This is a genomic window from Megasphaera vaginalis (ex Bordigoni et al. 2020), from assembly GCF_900240295.1.
Taxonomy (GTDB): Bacteria; Bacillota; Negativicutes; order Veillonellales; family Megasphaeraceae; genus Megasphaera; species Megasphaera vaginalis.
Genome location: NZ_OEQB01000001.1, coordinates 286,639 through 301,899, shown reverse-complemented (window position 1 = coordinate 301,899; position 15,261 = coordinate 286,639). Strand labels below are relative to the sequence as shown.

Here is a 15,261-nt window from a genome sequence, read left to right as displayed (position 1 = left end):
AAATAACGAATATCGCTTCCGGAAAGAGCCGGAAGCGGTATTTTTTTGTAGTGAGATGCCACCTCTTTTACCGCATGAGATAGCGGCTGTCCAATAAGCACTTGCGACCGTCTTCAAGCAGCGCTGTTTTTCCGTTATGCATGGGAAATGGCGGGATTTATTGACGTTTTTTAGGTCATACAGTCTGAAAAATGATTCACAAGAAATATAAGGTAAAAAAATATAATAACTATAAATCATAGTTCGAATAATTTTAAAGAATATAAGATATAACGTTTAAATTGTTTTTATTTTCACAAATAACCCTTGCGGTTTTATTTGACCATGCTAAAAATAAAAAAGACGGCGTTTTATGTGTAAAAATAATTTTTACGATGCGGTATTTGCAATAAATAAGAAAAGTGCTATGATTAAGGCATAGAAATCAGGTTAGGTAAAATTTTTAACGAGGTGATTTGAAATGAACAAGTATTTGGAATCAGTAATTGAAAATGTCAGAACGAAACATGCCAATGAACCGGAATTCGTTCAAACCGTCGAAGAAGTATTGACTTCGTTGGAACCGGTAGTGGAAAAACATCCGGAATACGAAAAATTCGATCTGCTGAATCGTTTGGTAGAACCGGAACGTCAGTTCACTTTCCGTGTCGTTTGGGAAGACGACAAGGGTGAATACCATACGAATACGGGCTATCGTTTCCAGTTTAACGGCGCTATCGGGCCATACAAGGGTGGTCTTCGTTTCCAGAAGAACGTATATCCCGGCATCATTAAATTCCTTGGCTTTGAACAAATTTTCAAAAATGCTTTGACAGGGCTTCCTATCGGCGGCGCTAAAGGCGGTTCCGATTTTGATCCTGCCGGTAAATCCGATGCTGAAATCATGCGTTTCTGCCAGAGCTTTATGCAAGCCTTGTATCGTTATATTGGTCCCGATATCGATGTTCCTGCAGGTGATATGGGCGTCGGCGGCCGTGAAATCGGGTATCTTTATGGCGAATACCGCCGCTTGAAGGGCGCTTTTGAAAACGGTGTATTGACCGGTAAAGGGTTCAGCTTCGGCGGCTCCCGCATTCGTCCGGAAGCTACCGGCTTTGGCGCCGTTTATTACTTGGAAAATGTTTTGAAAGATGACGGCCAGGACATTAAAGGCAAGACGATCGCAGCTGCCGGCTTCGGCAATGTAACGTGGGGTATCTGCTTGAAGGCTGCTGAACTCGGCGCCAAAGTTGTTACCTTGTCCGGTCCTGACGGATATATTTATGATCCCGATGGCGTTACTACAAAAGAAAAAATTGATTATCTCCTTGAAATGCGCAGCAGCGGCCGTAACCGCGTACAGGATTATGCTGATAAATTCGGCGTTCAATTCTTCCCGGGTGAAAAACCGTGGGGCCAGAAAGCCGATATTGTAATGCCGTCTGCCATGCAGAATGACGTTCATATGGAACAGGCTAAACAAATTGCCGCTAATGGCGTTCGGTACTATATTGAAGTTGCCAACATGCCGACAACCAACGATGCATTGAAATTCTTAATGGAACAGAAAGATATGATCGTTGCTCCGTCTAAAGCTGTTAATGCCGGTGGCGTAGCCGTATCTGCTTTGGAAATGAGCCAGAACAGCGAACGTCTTGTCTGGACTGCAGAAGAAGTAGATGCTCGTCTCCATGAAATCATGAACACGATTTACAAGAACTGCAAAGACGCATCCGAACGCAACGGATTGGGTTACAACCTCGTCGCCGGTGCCAACATTGCCGGCTTTGAACGTGTAGCTGACGCTATGCTTGCACAAGGCGTATTCTAAGCGTTACCGTTTAGGCCATAATGCATTGTTGCAAAAAATAGGTTGAAGTTGAAAAAGAAGAATGAGTTAAAGAAATTATACTTTAGCTCATTCTTCTGTTATTTTACAGGAATGGGTAACGAATATTTCCCTAATAGATTGTCGGTCCTTTTATTGACCGATATATGTTTTTTTGATAGAATTTACATGTATTTTGATAATAATTTTGTACCAAGGAGATGCGCTGTGATGCTCAGGCTGTGGACTTCGTGTGTTGACATTGAAGACGTGCTGGCTATCGGTGTATCCTGACGGGCAGATACCCAAAGGCAACTGGCGTTGTTTTTGGGTTTTGTTTTTTTTGAGGAGGGTCTTATGAAAGTCGGATTGATTATGGGCAGTGATTCGGATTTACCGGTCATGCAAAAAGCACTGGATGTGTTTAAAGACTTTGACGTAGCCTGTGAAGTTGTGTTGGCTTCTGCGCACCGTACGCCTGAAGTAGTCAAAGAATTTGCAGGCGGCGCAAAAGACCGCGGCTTAAGCTGCATCGTTGCCGGCGCCGGGATGGCGGCACATTTGGCCGGGGTTGTTGCCAGCTTTACGACGCTCCCCGTTATCGGCGTACCCCTTGAAGGCGGCAGTCTGAAAGGGATGGACGCCTTATTGGCCATGGTTCAGATGCCGTCCGGCATTCCGGTCGCTACTGTTGCCATCAATGGGGCCAAAAACGCCGCCTTACTGGCATTGCAGATCGGTGCTGTCAGTGATCCGATTTTAGCGGCGAAATACCAAGCGTATCGTGACGATATGACGCGTCAGGTTATCGCTAAAAACGAAAAATTGCAGGCTTCATTACTATAGTATCAGGGGAAACGTAAGTGCGTAGAGGAGGGTTTCATGTTTTACGATCCGATTTGGGATAAGCAGCATGAAGAATGTGGCGTAATAGGTATTTATGATAGGAACTTGGATATTCCCAGATATCTTTATTGGGGCCTTTTCGCCTTGCAGCATAGAGGACAGGAAAGCGGCGGTATGGCACTGATTAACGGGTCCGATATCCGTACGTATCGCGGCATGGGGCTGATCAGCACCGTTTTTGAGAAAGGGGTTCCTCAGGAAGAAGGCCATATCGGGATTGGGCATGTCCGCTATTCGACGACGGGCTCCAATAATCCGCGAAATATACAGCCTTTAGCTGTATACACGGCAATGGGCGAGATTGCCTTGGCGCATAACGGAAATTTAACGAACACGCGCGCTTTGCGGGAAGAGCTTGACAAGGCGGGCGCCACTTTTCAAACGACGATGGACAGCGAGATCATCGTTAATCTGATTAGTCGCAGTCGGAAAGAGACCTTTGAAGAGCGGATTATTGAGAGCATGAATCGGGTACAAGGCGCTTTCTCTCTTGTCCTGATGACGAAGGATAAGTTGTACGGCATTCGCGATCCTTATGGATTTAGACCGCTTTGCATCGGCAGGACTTCTGAAGGCGGCTGGGTTTTGGCCTCGGAAACCTGTGCGCTTGACGCCATCGGGGCCACCTTTGTCCGGGATGTCAAGGCAGGGGAATTTATCGAGATCAGCGAAGCCGGTATCAAGGCGACGCGCTATGCCGAAGCCGGCAGGAAACAGGTCTGTTCGTTTGAATATATTTATTTTGCCCGTCCCGACAGCATTATCGACGGGCAAGATGTTTATCAGGCGCGGCTAAATATGGGCAAAGAAATGTGGGCGGAAACTCAATATGACGCCGATCTTATCATCCCCGTTCCGGATAGCGGTAACACGGCCGCCATCGGTTATTCCATGGCTTCCGGCATTCCCTTCAACTTTGGCCTGATCAAAAATCGCTACATGGGACGCACCTTTATTAAACCGAATCAAAAACAGCGCGAATTGGCTGTCCGCATGAAACTCAATGTCGTTAAATCCGTTGTCCGGGGGAAACGGATCATCATGGTTGATGATTCCATTGTCCGCGGGACGACGAGCGGCATTATTTGCAAGCTCCTGCGTGAGGCCGGCGCAAAGGAAGTCTATATGTGCGTATCGGCGCCGCCTATCAAGTATCCTTGCTTTTACGGCATTGATACGTCTGTTCGCAAAGAGCTGATCGCGTCGGCGCTGGATGAAGAAGCGATCCGGAAATATATCGGCGTCGATAAGCTCCACTTCATTACGCTGGAAGGTCTGGACAGGGCGCTTGTCGGTATTCCCCGTGAAGATATGTGTCTGGCTTGCTTTAATAACGATTACCCCACGACGATTCCCGTCAGCACTGAGGAAGGAGAAAAATATGCGCTCGAATGATGAAACGAAGAAGACCTTAACCTACGCTGATGCAGGTGTTGACATTGATGCCGGCAATAAGGCGGTCGAATTGATGAAGGACTCCGTAAAAGCTACGTATCGTCCTGAAGTGCTCGGCGATCTCGGCGGTTTCGGCGGTCTCTTTTCTTTAATAAACAGTGACATCAAGAAGCCGGTTTTGGTGAGCGGGACTGACGGTGTCGGTACTAAGCTGCGTTTGGCTATTCTCATGAATAAACATGATACCGTCGGACAGGACTGTGTGGCCATGTCTATTAATGATGTGCTCGTGCAAGGCGCGGAGCCGTTGTTCTTCCTCGATTACATTGCAGTCGGTAAGCTGGATCCCGTTCAGGTTGCGACGATCGTCAAAGGTGTTGCCGCCGCCTGCCGGGAATCCGGATGTGCGCTTCTTGGTGGCGAAACGGCTGAAATGGCAGGATTTTATGCCGAAGACGATTATGACCTGGCCGGTTTCGGCGTTGGCATTGTCGATCGTGACAAGATCATTACCGGTGAAACGATCGGCGCAAATGACGTGTTGATCGGGTTGCCTTCTACAGGGATTCATTCCAACGGGTTTTCGTTGGTCCGTAAGATTGTCTTTGAACGGATGAACATGCAGCCGGATCAGTACGTTGATGAATTGGGCATGTCGATCGGGGAATGTCTATTGACGCCGACGCGGCTTTATCCGAAGGTATGCCTGCCCATTATTCGCAATTTTGACGTCAAGGGCATGGTGCACATTACGGGCGGCGGTTTTTACGAAAATATACCGCGTGTATTGCCGCCAGGTATCGGCGTCGAAATCGATGTGACCTCTTGGCCGCAGCTGCCTGTTTTCGGTCTTCTCCAAAAGTGGGGGAACGTGGACAACAAAGAGATGTACCGCACTTTCAACATGGGAATCGGCATGATCATGATCGTCGCCGGAGAAGAAGCGGATGCCGTTATGGCCGCTCTTACCAAGGCCGGCGAAAAGGCCTATATCATTGGCAAGACAACCGGAGGTGGTGAACGGGTCGTTCTCAAGGGAGGCGTGTTTGATGACTAAAAAAAGGATCGTCATTTTTGCGTCGGGACGAGGCAGCAATGCGGAAGCGATTCATGATGCCGTCGCTTCCGGCAAAATTAACGGTGAAATCAACGCCGTCGTTTGTGATATTCCCGGCGCCGGTATTCTCAGTAAAGCTGAAGAATGGGGCGTTCCGGCGATTCTCGCAGATCGGAAGAAATTTGCTTCCAGAGAAGACTTTGAACTTTTCATTTTGCAGGCTATCGCGCCGTATCGGGCGGATTTGATCTGCCTGGCGGGGTTTATGCGCCTTTTGAGCAGTACGTTTATCAGTCATTACGAAAATAAGATCATCAATATACATCCGGCTTTACTGCCGTCATTTCGCGGCCTTCATGCGCAGGGGCAGGCTGTCGCCGCCGGCGTGAAGATTGCCGGCTGTACGGTTCATTTTGTCGTTCCTGATATGGATGCGGGTCCGATTATCGCGCAGCGGGCCGTTCCGGTTTACGCCGATGATACGGAAGACACGCTGGCTGCCCGGATTTTGACGCAAGAGCATCCGGCTTATGTGGAATGTGTCACTCTCTTTTGCGATGATAAATTGCAGGTGAACGGAAATATTGTTACCATTAACGGTTGATTGAGGAGGTAGTCGGCAATGAAAGTAAAACGTGCATTACTCAGTGTTTCTGATAAAACGGGCATTGTAAAACTGGGACAAGCGCTGACCGGGCTCGGGATTGAAATAATCTCTACCGGCGGGACGATGAGAGCGCTGCAGGACGCCGGCGTACCGGTCATGGCCGTGCAGGATGTCACCGGTTTTCCGGAAATGATGAACGGCCGCGTCAAGACTTTGCATCCGAAGATTCATGGTGCGATCTTGGCAATCCGTGACAATCCGGAGCACGTTCAGGCGATGAAAGAGCATGATATTACGGGAATCGATCTTGTTGTCGTCAACCTGTATCCTTTTGAACAGACGATTGCCAAAGCGGACGTAACACTTGCGGAAGCTATCGAAAACATTGATATCGGCGGGCCCTGCATGGTTCGCGCATCGGCAAAAAACAACAAGTATGTCGCCGTCGTTACGAATCCGGCCAAATATGACCAAATCATTTCCATCTTGGAAAAAGACGGTGAGTTCAGTGATGCTTACCGGCTGGAGCTGGCCTGTGAAGCCTTTACGCATACGGCGCAATACGATTCGGCCATTTCCGCATATCTGAGAGAAGAAGTGACGAAGGGAGCGAAAGCGTGATGAAGGCGGCAGTTATTGGCGGCGGTGGCCGCGAACATGCCTTGGCGTGGAAATTAGCGCAAAGCCGGCAGATCGAAAAGCTTTATGCTATTCCCGGCAGTGCGGCAATGGCTGAATTTGCCGAATGCGTTGCTGTTCCGCTAGCCGATCTGGACGGCATTGCCGCATATTGTGAAAAAGAAGGCGTCGATCTTGTCGTCGTCGGGCCGGAAGTACCGCTTACGGAAGGATTGGCCGATCGATGCCGGGCGAGAGGGTTGGCTGTTTTCGGGCCGAACCAGGCGGCGGCGCAGCTGGAAGGTTCTAAAGTTTTTGCCAAAAGTCTGATGAAAAAATATCATATTCCCACGGCGGCGTACGAGACCTTTACCGACGAAAAGGCTGCCGTCGACTTTATCCGGAACGGCAGTGCGCCTGTCGTTGTCAAGGCGGACGGACTGGCAGCCGGCAAAGGGGTCGTCGTCGCACAGACTGTGGAAGAGGCGGTTGCCGCCGTTAAATCGATGATGGGAGATAAAATCTTCGGCGAATCGGGCGGGCGTGTCGTTGTTGAAGAATGTATGACCGGAGAAGAGGTCAGTCTACTGGCTTTCGTTGACGGCAAAACGATTGTGCCCATGATTTCCGCCCAAGATCATAAGCGTATTTTTGATCACGATGAAGGCCCCAATACCGGCGGCATGGGCGCTTATGCGCCGGCGCCTGTCCTGACGGAAGCGCTGCGGCAGACGGTTATGGATACGATTCTCGTTCCGACAGTTGCCGCTTTGGCGACTGAAGGGATTACATATCAGGGCTGTCTTTATGCCGGATTGATGATTACCGAAGACGGGCCTAAAGTCGTGGAATTTAATTGTCGTTTCGGAGATCCCGAAACGCAGGCCGTCTTGATGCTTCTTGACGGAGATCTGGCGGAGATCATGTATGCCTGTACGCAAGGTACGCTTCAGCCGGAGATGGTCAACTGGAAAGCGGGAGCTGCCTGTTGTGTCATTATGGCGTCTCAGGGCTATCCGGCTTCGTCACATAAAGGCGATCGGATCAATGGCCTTGAAGCGGCGGCTGCCGCCGGTGCCGTCGTTTTTCATTCGGGCACGCAGAAAAGGGACGATTCCTACGTTACAAATGGCGGACGCGTGCTCGGCGTGACGGCCGAAGGCCCTTCATTGCAGGCCGCGATTGATAAGGCATACGCCGCTGTTGCCGAAATTTCTTTTGACGGTCAACAGGTACGTCATGATATCGGCGCCAAAGGATTGCGTCATTTACGGTAATGATTGTGCTGCATGTCTCTTGCTGCCGGGAGGGCGAGGCATGCAGCTTTTGTATGGGAGGAAACGGCATGGACTATCGTATCGAAAGAGATTCAATGGGAGAAATCAGCGTTCCTGCGGATAAGCTTTGGGGGGCGCAGACGCAGCGGAGTCTGGAAAATTTTCGCATCGGTACGGAAAAGATTCCGTCCGAATTGCTTACCGTCTTTGCTTATATCAAAAAAGCGGCGGCTTTGGTAAACAAAGACCTCGGCGTACTTGACGCCGACAGAGCCGATGCGATTGCAGCCGTCTGCGATGAAATACTGGCAGGAAAATTGGCGGGAAACTTTCCGCTAGCCGTCTGGATGACAGGCAGCGGCACGCAATTCAATATGAACGTGAATGAAGTGATCGCACACCGGGCGATGGAACTGCTCGGCGAACAGGGAAAGGACGTGACCGTTCATCCCAACGATCACGTCAACCGTTCACAGAGTTCGAATGACGTGTTTCCCACATCCCTTCATGGGGCCGGTCTGTTGTTGCTCAGGCAAAAATTGTTTCCCGCGTTGGAGGCCCTCTATGGAGAACTGAGCCGCAAGGCGGAGGCCTACGCCGCCGTCGTGAAGATCGGCAGAACACATTTGCAGGACGCGACGCCGCTGACGCTGGGACAGGAAATCAGCGGTTGGGCGCGCATGTTGGAGCGGAATCGGGAAATGCTCACCGCCGGCAGTGATTTTCTTCGCGATTTGGCCATGGGCGGAACAGCTGTCGGCACAGGCATCAATTGTCCGGCAGGTTACGATGTGGCTTTCGCCGAAACGTTGAGCCGTCTTACAGGCGAAAAATTCCGCACGGCGCCGAATAAATTTCAGTCCCTTACCAGTAAAGACGAACTGGTTGTCGTTCACGGCATGCTTAAAGCGTTGGCCTGCGATTTAATGAAGATTGCCAATGATGTCCGCTGGCTGGCGTCTGGACCGCGCTGCGGTATCGGCGAACTGGTCATTCCTGAGAATGAACCGGGCAGCTCTATTATGCCGTCGAAGGTCAATCCTACGCAATGCGAAGCCGTGACGATGGTTGCCGTCCAAATCATGGGTAATGATGTTACCGTCGGCGTAGCGGCCAGTCAGGGAAATTTTGAGCTGAATGTTTTCATGCCTGTTATCGCTTATAATCTGGTACAATCGATTCGCCTTCTGACAGATGTTATGGATTCTTTCCGTGTTCATTGCATTGCCGGCATGAAACCGAACTATGACAAGATCGATGAAAATCTTCACCGTTCCCTGATCCTCGTAACCGGTCTGGTGCCGCTCGTAGGCTATGATAAAGCTTGCCGGATAGCGAAGACGGCGGCCAAAGAAGGACTGACGCTTCGAGAAGCGGCGTTGGCCAGCGGCTGGATTAGCGGCGATGCGTTTGATGTGGCGATGAATCCGGCCAGATTGGCCGGCATTCGGTAATCGCTGTGCGTCGCTGCACAGTTAAATATAAAAAAAGAGATGTGAACTATTTTCACATCTCTTTTTCATTTATTTTTTTTTGCCTTCCGCCTTGGCGAGAAAAGGCGCCGATTCGATGATAAATCGTTCGTGAACGGCTTCGCCGACAGCGCCGGCGGTATCAAAGGCTTCGACTTTAAACGTCAGTTTACGGCGATCCTGTGCGGTCAGCGTGGCCTTGGCCGTGACCGTCAGTCCGATCGGTGTTGCCGATAAATGCTTGACGTTCATCGAGATGCCGACGGTACCGTATCCTTCCGGCAATTGGCTGCCGACGGCGTGAACTGCCGCGTTTTCCATTAAGCCGACTAAGGCCGGCGTAGCATATACTGGCGCCGTGCCGCTGGCAAATTTGATGGCAGTATTGTCTTCCGTAACGATTTCTGAAACTTCCGCCGTTGATTGCGGTTTAAGGGTAAACTCCATAATAGGCCTCCTGGGATGAATAATTTACGTTCTGTTTTAACTATACCATATTCGTATGCTTGATGCCAGAGGGAGAGGCGACCGACTGAGTGATTTTCCTGATTAACCGAGGCGGCGGCAAAGGTGCGGAACCGGTTTTTTTCTATGGACATGAGGGAAAGTATGCTATACTAGTGGCAATCGCTTTGCATATATGGCGGAAGCGTATTGGTGAGTGAGGAGGAGTTTGACCATGATTGATGAAAAAAACGGCATTTCTTTTACGGCCTTTTCCATATTTTCGTCCGTTGCCGACTTGGTCGCCGCCGTTTCGACGCGTTGCGGCGGCGTCAGCGAAGGTGACTTTTCAACGTTGAATATGAGTTTTTCCACTGGCGACGAGCCGTGGCGCATCGTTGAGAACAGACGGCGTTTTTTAACGGCTGTCGGCGTTGATCCGGCGGCAATCATCAGTTGCAGCCAGGTCCACGGAACCAATATCGTTGCCGTTTCCGAAGCGGACTGCGGCCGCGGCGCCGTTGACAGAAATACGGCCGTAGCGGCGTGTGACGGGTTGATTACTGACAGGCCCGGCGTGCCGCTGACAATGAATTTTGCCGATTGTACGCCGCTTTTGTTTTATGATCCGAAGCGGCACGTCATTGCGCTGAGTCATGGAGGCTGGCGCGGCGCGGCGGCAAATATTGCAGGTTGCACGGTAGAAGCGATGTGTCGCGATTACGGTTCTTCTCCCGCCGATATTTTGGCCGCTATCGGTCCGACGATCCGCCAGAGGTCATTCGAGGTGGGACGGGACGTTATCGACGGGTTTACTGCATGCTTCGGCGCGGAACGGACGTTGTCCCTGGCAAAGGATAAAGGCGGGGGGAAATATCTTTTTGACTTGCCGGGCGCACATCGTCTTTTGCTCTTGGACGCGGGAATTCTGCCGGAACATTTGGACGATTGCGGTCTTTGTACATATGAACGGGATGATCTGTTTTATTCGTACCGGAAGTCTCAGGGGAAAACCGGTCGGCATATGGCGGTGATGGAATTGCGATGCCGGAAAGATCGGCGTGAATGACGATGGCAGATATTCGCGCGCTTACGGGCAGCCGGATCGTTCCCGACACCGATACCGTTCTTCGCTTGCTGGGAGTCGAGGATAAATCGGCTCGCTATGAGCAATATCAACGGCAGGTGCGAATGTTGATCCGGCCGAGGGCCATATTGGCTTTCGAAGAATGTTCCCTATATGTTGTCATGACGTTGGGCGCTGTCATTTCCGATTATGTGACACGGTTGTTTGCACGGCACGAGGAGGACGAGGCGCTTTGGATCAATGCCATAGCCGATAGTTGCCTGTTCGCTTTTGAAGAACAGATCAGAAAGACGATAGGCGATCTTTGCCGGGAAAAAGGCAGAGGCGTTGCCGGGCGTCGTGAAGTCGGAAACGGCCTCGAACCGGAGTCTGTGCGGCGTATCCTGGAGATGACGGAAGCCCGGCGGCGCATTGGCGTATCCATGACCGCTGCAGGCATGGTACTGCCCAGTAAGACCATGTGCTTTCTTTTTGATTTAACGGCCCATACAGATGCGGATGCAGGTGCGGAAATCAATCCGTGTCGGCAATGCGGCAATGATACCTGTACATTGCGTCGGTCGGCTGCCGCCGGGAGAGTATATACCTGCCCGCCGGGCGAATCCGTTCTGACGTTTCTGCGCCGTAACGGCGTGTCTCTTGGAGCCGCTTGCGGCGGTAACGGCAGCTGCGGTAAGTGCCGTGTACGTCTGTACAACGGTCATCTCGATGTGACCTACGATGATTTGGCAACGTTGTCGGCTGAAGAACTTGACCGGGGGTGGCGGCTGGCCTGCAAGGCCGTGCCGCAGGAGCCCGTTACCGTTTGTGTATCGCAAGGTGAGGAGACTTCATTTCGCGCTGTCGGTACGTTGACGGAGCCGTTGAAAAAAGCGGCTGCCGGGCATCGCTTCGGTGCCGCCGTCGATGTGGGGACAACGACGATTGCCGTGTCCTTAGTCGATTTAACGGCGAGAAAGGTCGTCGATACGGTAACAGCCGTTAACAGTCAGCGTGTTTACGGCGCCGATGTCATCAGCCGCATTCAGGCGGCTGCCGCAGGTCATGCGGCAGCCTTGCGCCGGCTCGTCTGCCGTGATATCTATGGCGCTTTGCAACGGCTTTGGCAGCGCTACGAAGGCACTTTTGCCGACTGCGGCGAAATTGTTGTCGCCAGTAATACGACGATGACGCATCTGCTTCTTGGCCTCGATTGCAGCGGCTTGGGCCGGTGGCCGTTTACGCCTGTTTCTTTAGGCGGGGACGTATTGCCGTGGCGGCGGATATTTCCCGATTACGCCGGGCCGGCGGCGTGCCGTATCCGCATCGTTCCGGGTATTAGCACGTACGTCGGTGCCGACGTTGTTGCCGGCCTTTATGCCTGCCGCTTGGACAGCGACGGAAAAAACGCCGTTTTTCTTGATTTGGGGACGAACGGAGAGATGGCGGTAGCTAAAGAGGGGATGCTTTACGTCGCCTCTGTGGCGGCGGGACCGGCCTTGGAAGGCGGCCAGCTGAGCTGCGGGACGGGGAGTGTGCCCGGAGCCGTTGCAGCGATGGAAATCATCGACGGGAAAGCGGCGGTCAGGACCATTGATTGCGCGCCTGCCGCCGGTCTTTGCGGTACCGGAGTGATTGAAGCGTTGGCGGCGTTGCTGCAGGCGGGGTTCGTTGATCGATCCGGAAAATTGGCAGCCCCGTATTTTTCCGGCGGTTTTCCGATAGCGCGCAAACAAAACGGGACGGTATTGACGCTGACACAGCAGGATATACGGCAGGTCCAACTGGCCAAAGGAGCCGTTCGCGCCGGATTGGAAGCGCTTTTGCAGCACTGCGGCTTAACTTACGGTGATGTCGGCACATTGTATCTGGCAGGCGGTTTCGGCTATTTCCTGAAGGCCGAAAAAGCGGCGGCCGTTGGCTTGTTGCCCCGGGAATTGGCGGCCAGAACCGTCAATGTCGGTAATACTTCATTAGCCGGCGCCGTCGCTTTGCTGACGGAGAGAGACGGCGAAGAAAGGCTCCGCAAGATCATCGCATCAGCAAAGGAAGTCGCGCTGGCAGGTGATGCCGCTTTCCGGCAGTTGTACATAAACTATATGGATTTTTAACGAAGTCAGGGGTGTAGGGGCCCGCAGATAGGAGTAGGTAGGGATGACAAGAGACGAGTTTCAACAGTTGATCGCAGACGGTATCGTTATGCTTGACGGGGCGACGGGAACGAACTTACAGCAAGCGGGATTGCCCGTCGGGGTTTGCCCGGAAGCCTGGATTCTGGAGAACCGTACAGCCATGATCGACTTGCAGCGGCAGTTCGTCGCCGCCGGAACGCAGATTCTTTATGCGCCGACCTTTACCGGGAATCGGATCAAGTTGGGCGAATACGGCCTGGCCGACAGATTGGCGGAAATGAATCGTGATCTGGTCGCGCTTTCTAAAGAAGCGGCTGCCGGTAAAGCGTTTGTAGCCGGCGATATGACGATGACCGGCCGGCAGCTTCGGCCGTTGGGGGAGCTTCATTTTGAAGAGCTCGTCGATGTGTATAAAGAGCAGGTAGTCGCACTGGCAGACGGCGGCGCCGACCTTTTTGTCATTGAAACGATGATGAGTCTCCAAGAGACGAGGGCAGCCGTTTTGGCTGTAAAAGAGAGTTGTGATTTGCCGGTTATGGCGACGCTGACTTTTGAAAATGACGGCAGAACCCTCTTCGGCACGCCGCCTGCCGCAGCCGTCGTGACGCTTCAGTCCCTGGGCGTCGATGCTGTCGGTCTGAACTGCTCGACAGGTCCGGACGGCATGCTTCCGATTGTAGAGGAAATGTATGCTTATGCGACGGTTCCCATCATTGCCAAGCCCAATGCCGGACTTCCCGCATTGGCGGACGGCGCGACCGTTTATACGATGACTCCCGGTGATTTCGGCGCCGCCTGCTGCCGGCTGGTCGCCGCCGGCGCCCGAATTGTCGGCGGCTGCTGCGGCACGACGCCGGAGCACATTCGCGTCTTGGCGGAATCTGTCGGGACCATGGAGCCGCTTCCCGTAAAAAAAGAGAAACGGCGCGTCATTTCTTCAGAGCGCTCCGTTTTGGATATTCGTCTCGACGGGCCCTTACAGATCGTCGGCGAGCGGATCAATCCGACAGGGAAAAAGAAGTTGCAAGAAGAATTGCGTGCCGGTACCTTCGACTTGGTGCGGGCCATGGCGCGGGAACAGGAAGAAAAAGGAGCAGCCGTTCTTGATGTCAATGTGGGGATGAACGGTATCGATGAAAAAGCGACAATGCTGCAGGCGATTGATGAAATAACGGGCGTAACGAACTTGCCGCTCTGCATTGATTCCAGTTATCCCGATGTTTTGGCGGCGGCGCTGCGCCACTATCCCGGCAGGGCGCTGCTCAACTCCGTTTCTTATGAAACGGCGAAATATGAAAAACTGCTGCCGGTTATCAGAAAATATGGAGCCATGTTCATTTTGCTGCCCCTTTCCGACGACGGAATTCCTGCGACGCAGGATGAGAAGCATCGGATTATCCGGGCGTTGACGTCTGCCGCCGAAGCCGCCGGTCTGGCTCGTGAAGACATCGTCGTCGACGGTCTTGCCGCTACTGTCGGCGCCGCGCCGCGAGCTGCGCTGGATTGCCTTGATACCTTCGCGTATTGCCGTAATTCGCTCGGATTGGCGACAATCTGCGGGCTTTCCAATATTTCGTTCGGGTTGCCGCAGCGGCTTTTCATCAATGCTGCGTTTCTGACCATGGCCGCTGCCGGCGGCCTGACGCTGGCTATCGCCAATCCGTCACAGGAACTGCTGCTTCAGGCCGCTGCCGCTGCTAATTTGCTGATGAATCATGAAGGCAGCGACTTGGCATATATCCAACGAATGGAACCGTACGGCAGCCGGACCGTATCGTTGCAGACGGCGGAAAAAAACGGCGGCACCGCTGTTCGGGCGGAAACGGACAGAGAAGAGGATAATCCCGTTTTTGAAGCTGTTCTCAAAGGGGAAAAAGGAACGATCATTTCATTGACAAAAGCGGAATTGGATAAGGGAAAATCGGCGGAAACCATTATTAATAAATTTCTTATTCCTGCAATTAACCGCGTAGGCGAACTTTTTGATCAGCAAGTGTATTTTTTACCGCAACTGATTGCCGGCGCCAATACGATGGAAAAAGCCATTCATTTTCTGGAGCCGCTGCTGCAGGGAAATGTTGCGGAAGAGAAAGCGACGATCGTCATTGCCACCGTCGAAGGTGACGTTCACGATATCGGCAAGAATCTTGTTGCCCTTATGCTGCGCAACTATGGGTATCATGTTATTGATTTGGGAAAAGACGTGCCCGCCAGTCGGATCATTGCGACAGCCATGGCGGAACATGCGGCTGTCGTCGGTCTTTCGGCACTGATGACGACGACGATGATGCAGATGAAGGCGGTTATTGCCAAAGCGGCGGCATCCGGTTACAATGGGAAAATCATCATCGGCGGCGCTGCCGTGACGCCGGGATTCGCTGTCGAGATCGGTGCTGACGGGTACTCAAAGGACGCGGCCGAATGCGTCAAGCTTGTAGGGACCATGTTGGACCAGTGAAAAACGGCGCAAAGTGTTTATG

Annotated in this window: 12 protein-coding genes; 11 read left to right on the top strand and 1 reads right to left on the bottom strand. The window is 52.3% G+C overall.

All coding sequences use genetic code 11. The annotated features are described in order from the left end of the window. Window positions 1–460: 460 nt before the first annotated feature. From gdhA to fumC, 8 genes are all read left to right on the top strand, one after another. Window positions 461–1,810, top strand: coding sequence for an NADP-specific glutamate dehydrogenase (gdhA, locus tag C0977_RS01390; RefSeq protein WP_101912154.1), 1,350 nt, complete (start codon window positions 461–463; stop codon window positions 1,808–1,810). Window positions 1,811–2,164: 354 nt separating this feature from the next. Next, window positions 2,165–2,653 (top strand): 5-(carboxyamino)imidazole ribonucleotide mutase, encoded by a 489-nt coding sequence (gene purE, locus C0977_RS01385; RefSeq protein ID WP_101912153.1) that lies wholly within the window; start codon window positions 2,165–2,167, stop codon window positions 2,651–2,653. Window positions 2,654–2,689: 36 nt separating this feature from the next. Continuing rightward, window positions 2,690–4,108: an amidophosphoribosyltransferase gene (purF, locus tag C0977_RS01380; RefSeq protein ID WP_023054355.1), complete on the top strand. Its 1,419-nt coding sequence runs from the start codon at window positions 2,690–2,692 to the stop codon at window positions 4,106–4,108. Further along, window positions 4,095–5,165, top strand: a complete 1,071-nt coding sequence (gene purM / locus C0977_RS01375) for a phosphoribosylformylglycinamidine cyclo-ligase (RefSeq protein WP_101912152.1) — start codon at window positions 4,095–4,097, stop codon at window positions 5,163–5,165. Before purF ends, purM begins: the two co-directional genes overlap by 14 nt. Further along, the gene (purN, locus tag C0977_RS01370; RefSeq protein ID WP_023052974.1) at window positions 5,158–5,769 is read left to right on the top strand and encodes a phosphoribosylglycinamide formyltransferase; all 612 of its coding nucleotides are present in this window, start codon (window positions 5,158–5,160) and stop codon (window positions 5,767–5,769) included. Before purM ends, purN begins: the two co-directional genes overlap by 8 nt. A gap of 18 nt (window positions 5,770–5,787) precedes the next feature. Next, complete coding sequence (locus C0977_RS01365; RefSeq protein WP_023053090.1) at window positions 5,788–6,393, top strand: MGS-like domain protein; 606 nt, start codon at window positions 5,788–5,790, stop codon at window positions 6,391–6,393. Continuing rightward, window positions 6,393–7,667 carry a phosphoribosylamine--glycine ligase gene (gene purD, locus C0977_RS01360; protein WP_101912151.1) on the top strand — a complete coding sequence of 425 codons (1,275 nt, stop codon included), beginning with the start codon at window positions 6,393–6,395 and terminating at the stop codon, window positions 7,665–7,667. The genes C0977_RS01365 and purD overlap by 1 nt, the downstream gene beginning before the upstream one ends. Window positions 7,668–7,735: 68 nt before the next feature. Continuing rightward, complete coding sequence (gene fumC / locus C0977_RS01355; RefSeq protein ID WP_101912150.1) at window positions 7,736–9,121, top strand: class II fumarate hydratase; 1,386 nt, start codon at window positions 7,736–7,738, stop codon at window positions 9,119–9,121. A 69-nt stretch (window positions 9,122–9,190) separates the two neighbouring features. Here the strand turns inward: fumC and C0977_RS01350 are convergent, their stop codons facing one another. After that, window positions 9,191–9,586 (bottom strand): thioesterase family protein, encoded by a 396-nt coding sequence (locus tag C0977_RS01350; RefSeq protein WP_023053086.1) that lies wholly within the window; start codon window positions 9,584–9,586, stop codon window positions 9,191–9,193. A 232-nt stretch (window positions 9,587–9,818) separates the two neighbouring features. Between C0977_RS01350 and pgeF the strand changes: the two genes are divergently transcribed. The 3 genes from pgeF to C0977_RS01335 are packed head-to-tail and all read left to right on the top strand — an operon-like array spanning window position 9,819 to window position 15,239. After that, the gene (gene pgeF / locus C0977_RS01345) at window positions 9,819–10,652 is read left to right on the top strand and encodes a peptidoglycan editing factor PgeF (protein ID WP_101912149.1); all 834 of its coding nucleotides are present in this window, start codon (window positions 9,819–9,821) and stop codon (window positions 10,650–10,652) included. Continuing rightward, window positions 10,649–12,760, top strand: a complete 2,112-nt coding sequence (locus C0977_RS01340; RefSeq protein WP_101912148.1) for an ASKHA domain-containing protein — start codon at window positions 10,649–10,651, stop codon at window positions 12,758–12,760. Before pgeF ends, C0977_RS01340 begins: the two co-directional genes overlap by 4 nt. Window positions 12,761–12,803: 43 nt before the next feature. Continuing rightward, window positions 12,804–15,239 (top strand): homocysteine S-methyltransferase family protein, encoded by a 2,436-nt coding sequence (locus C0977_RS01335; protein ID WP_101912147.1) that lies wholly within the window; start codon window positions 12,804–12,806, stop codon window positions 15,237–15,239. The last annotated feature ends 22 nt before the right edge of the window (window positions 15,240–15,261 follow it).